4 protein-coding genes and 1 pseudogene are annotated in these 3155 nt (G+C 32.5%); 4 read left to right on the forward strand and 1 reads right to left on the reverse strand.

The window, feature by feature from the left end; genetic code table 11:
• Positions 1–237: 237 nt before the first annotated feature.
• Complete coding sequence (locus ACFQZ1_RS10450; RefSeq protein ID WP_377882143.1) at positions 238–1113, reverse strand: LysR family transcriptional regulator; 876 nt, start codon at positions 1111–1113, stop codon at positions 238–240.
• A gap of 109 nt (positions 1114–1222) precedes the next feature.
• On the opposite strand from ACFQZ1_RS10450, the gene ACFQZ1_RS10455 reads away from it, so the two are divergent.
• The 4 genes and pseudogenes from ACFQZ1_RS10455 to ACFQZ1_RS10470 form a co-directional block, all read left to right on the forward strand.
• The gene (locus tag ACFQZ1_RS10455; RefSeq protein ID WP_377882145.1) at positions 1223–1636 is read left to right on the forward strand and encodes a tautomerase family protein; all 414 of its coding nucleotides are present in this window, start codon (positions 1223–1225) and stop codon (positions 1634–1636) included.
• The gene (locus tag ACFQZ1_RS10460; RefSeq protein ID WP_377882147.1) at positions 1636–1944 is read left to right on the forward strand and encodes a carboxymuconolactone decarboxylase family protein; all 309 of its coding nucleotides are present in this window, start codon (positions 1636–1638) and stop codon (positions 1942–1944) included. The genes ACFQZ1_RS10455 and ACFQZ1_RS10460 overlap by 1 nt, the downstream gene beginning before the upstream one ends.
• 70 nt (positions 1945–2014) lie before the next feature.
• Positions 2015–2560 carry a sugar O-acetyltransferase gene (locus ACFQZ1_RS10465; protein WP_377882149.1) on the forward strand — a complete coding sequence of 182 codons (546 nt, stop codon included), beginning with the start codon at positions 2015–2017 and terminating at the stop codon, positions 2558–2560.
• Positions 2561–2574: 14 nt separating this feature from the next.
• Positions 2575–2751 (forward strand): annotated as a pseudogene (locus ACFQZ1_RS10470) (carboxymuconolactone decarboxylase family protein); the annotation flags it as partial.
• Positions 2752–3155: the final 404 nt, after the last annotated feature.

The raw sequence follows: 3155 nt of genomic DNA on the forward strand, positions 1-3155 counted from the left end.
TTATCTTGCATCTAAAAATGACTTGGTTTTATAAGTTGTGTTGCATTAGCAACCGTTTAAACGAGTTTTTTTAGACTTTAACGCAACACTATTAATATTGTGTTACATGAATGACATAATGCGCCTTTATTTATTTTTATTTAAAATGTAGATTTGAAATAAAGTTTGATTGTTTAAAACAAATGGATTTTTTTATCTTGTCGAAAAATATGGGTTGTGAGGTATTTTTGATCAACTTTATCTCAACGACGACTCAATCAATTTCATAAGTTGTTGTTTTGTCTGGCTCAAATAGTTTCTTTTTTTAGAAGGAATTAATAATCCTATAGGCATTTGGGGATCAAATCCCTTAACCTTAAATGATATATTACTTTGTTTTAAGCTAGTTCCCTTAGGGATAATGCCTATTGCGTTTCCAAAAACCATTTGTGGAATAAGATGTAGCGCACTACAATTGTAGACTCTTTTAAAGGATAAGTTGTTTTCTGATAAGAAGGCATTCACAGATTGAGAATAATAACAACTATTCTCTCCAATCAAAATGGGATAATCAATGATATCAGAAATTTCAACTGACTCTTTTTGTAATACTGGATGATGAGGGTTATTGACTATAAATTCGATTTGTTCTTGGCAAAGTGGAGTGAAATTCACATTGGAACTATTTTTGCTGTTTCCACAAACAGCAAAATCAATTTTATTTTGATCTATTATTTGTGATAAAAGTGCTGTATTTCCTACAACAAAATCACAATGTATATACGGCTTTTCATTGTTTAAATATTTTAATATAGACGGGATTAATTTTTTTGCAACAGATTCTGTTAGTCCTATTCTTAATGTTCCTTTCTCCTCATTGCTTATACGTTGCGCTTGAGATATTGAATAATCCCAATGCATTAGCAAGTTATCTACTTCCTCCGCAAATAAAGTACCTTCATCTGTTAATCGTGCATCCCACCCTCGTTCAAATAGAAGAAAACCAAGTTCGTTTTCTAGTTTTTTTATATGTGTTGTTACAGTTGACTGAGCATAGTTTAATTTTTTTGCCGCAAGTGAAAAAGTTCCTTCTTCGACAATCATTTTAAATGTATTTAACTCTTTTATTTCCACTTTCACACCTCAACTATATCGGTTTTTTTGATAATTATATGATGTATTTTCAATTATATAAATCAAAGTCACGGAAGTAAAATATAGTTATAAGAAAGGGAGTGAATATATGCCGTTTGTTAATGTTTATTATCCAGAAGGTCAATTGAATAAAGAAGAGTTAAAAAAGGTAAGTAATAGTATTCATCATTCATTAATTGAACATTTTAAAATTCCAGAAAATGATTACTTTCATTTATTTTTACCCTATCCATCTGATCAATTTTTTTATGACCCGCATTATCTCTTAGAAGGGGAGAAAAAGAGAACAGACAAAATGATACATGTTTCCATTACATGTGCGCCAGGAAGAGCAATAAATCAGAAAAGGAATTTGTATCAATCAATCTCTGAAGCTTTTTATAATCATTTAAACATCTCTACAACTGATATTTTTATTATATTAAACGAGACATCTGCTGAAAACTGGTCATTTGGTCAAGGAATAGCACAAATGGTTAATATGAAGGAGGAAAAAGAATAGTGAATGATCGTATCGAATTAAATATACCAAAGAAAATGAGAGATATTGCTCCCGATTTTGTTGATTACGGTGAAAACATACTATTTGAAAAAGTATGGAGAGATCCTACTTTAACATCAAAAGAAAGAAGTTTAATTACACTATCTGCTCTAATTAGTATTGGCAATAATGAACAACTACCATTTCATCTACAATTAGCTGAAAAGAATGGAATTAACGAAAAAGAAATTATTGCTTTGATAACACATATGGCCTTTTATGTTGGATGGCCTAAAGCGACTGCAGCGCTAAACATAATCATTAGTTAAAAATGACAATAGGGTATCTCTTTAAAGTATCTATTTAGGAGTCTAATTTTGATAAGTTGGGAGACTGAATATGGCTAACCCAGGTAAAGAAAGAATCGTTTATCAAAGAGGAACAGAAGAATTGAGAAAGAAGAATATTCGTGCTCATAAACTCGTTCAGGAATTCAACAGAAGCGACGTTGAAGACTTTGAAAAGAGGGAGATCCTTATTCAAGAGTTGTTCGGAAGTGTGGGTGAAAATGTTAGCATTGAACACAATTTTCACTGTGACTTAGGCTATAACATTCACGTTGGCAAGAACTTCTATGCTGGATATAACTGTACGATTTTAGACATAGCAGAAGTAAGAATTGGTGACGACTGTATGATAGGTCCTAATGTTGGAATCTATACCGCTGGACATTCAATAGAGCCTAAAGATAGAAATAAGAGTGGATATGCAATACCAATCAAGATTGGTAACAATGTATGGATTGGGGGAAATTGTGTCATTCTGCCTGGAACTACGATTGGTGATAATTCCATTATTGCGGCTGGCTCAGTCGTTACAAAAGATGTACCTCCCAACACCGTAGCAGTAGGAAATCCAGCCAAACCATTAAAAACCATCGAGTGAGGAGTAAGGAAAATTTTGAAAAAGTATGGAGAGTTCCTACTTTAACATCAAAAGAAAGAAGTTTATGTACACTATCTGCTCTAATTAGTATTGGCAATAATGAACAACTACCATTTCATCTACAATTAGCTGAAAAGAATGGAATTAACGAAAAGGAAATTATTGCTTTGATAACACATATGGCCTTTTAGTAAGGATCCATTACCCTTTTACAATTTTGATGTAGCATATGCTTCAAGTTTACGTAACTTACGTCTCTTGAATACAAACGAGTTGGCTTACTCTTAACGGGGTAAAACTCGACTCGTTTTTTGTCGAAATTTGCTTAGCGTGGTTTTTTTCCGAAATGCTAGCAGTACCCCCTATTCAACTAACTGATGCTTTAATTGAGCAAGAAACCAAAAATTTTAACTTTCTATATCGAGAATTATGTAAATGAGCTGTCCAAATGGATGGCTTATTTTATTTTTTGCTTAGCGTGGTTTTTTTCCAAAATGCTGGCGGTACCCCATCGCCATCAAGTTAAGAAATACATTGTTCCTCAAAACGAAAAAACGAACCGAATTCCCATGGACAACTATGAAGAGATAAAATT

Source organism: Bacillus sp. CGMCC 1.60114, from assembly GCF_042676365.1.
Lineage (GTDB): Bacteria > Bacillota > Bacilli > Bacillales > Bacillaceae_G > Bacillus_A > Bacillus_A rhizoplanae_A.

What these genes read in the sequence shown, in the direction of transcription:
- ACFQZ1_RS10465 (WP_377882149.1), top strand. Translation starts at nt 2,015, where the DNA reads ATGGCTAACCCAGGTAAAGAAAGAATCGTTTATCAAAGAGGAACAGAA.
- ACFQZ1_RS10455 (WP_377882145.1), top strand. Translation starts at nt 1,223, where the DNA reads ATGCCGTTTGTTAATGTTTATTATCCAGAAGGTCAATTGAATAAAGAA.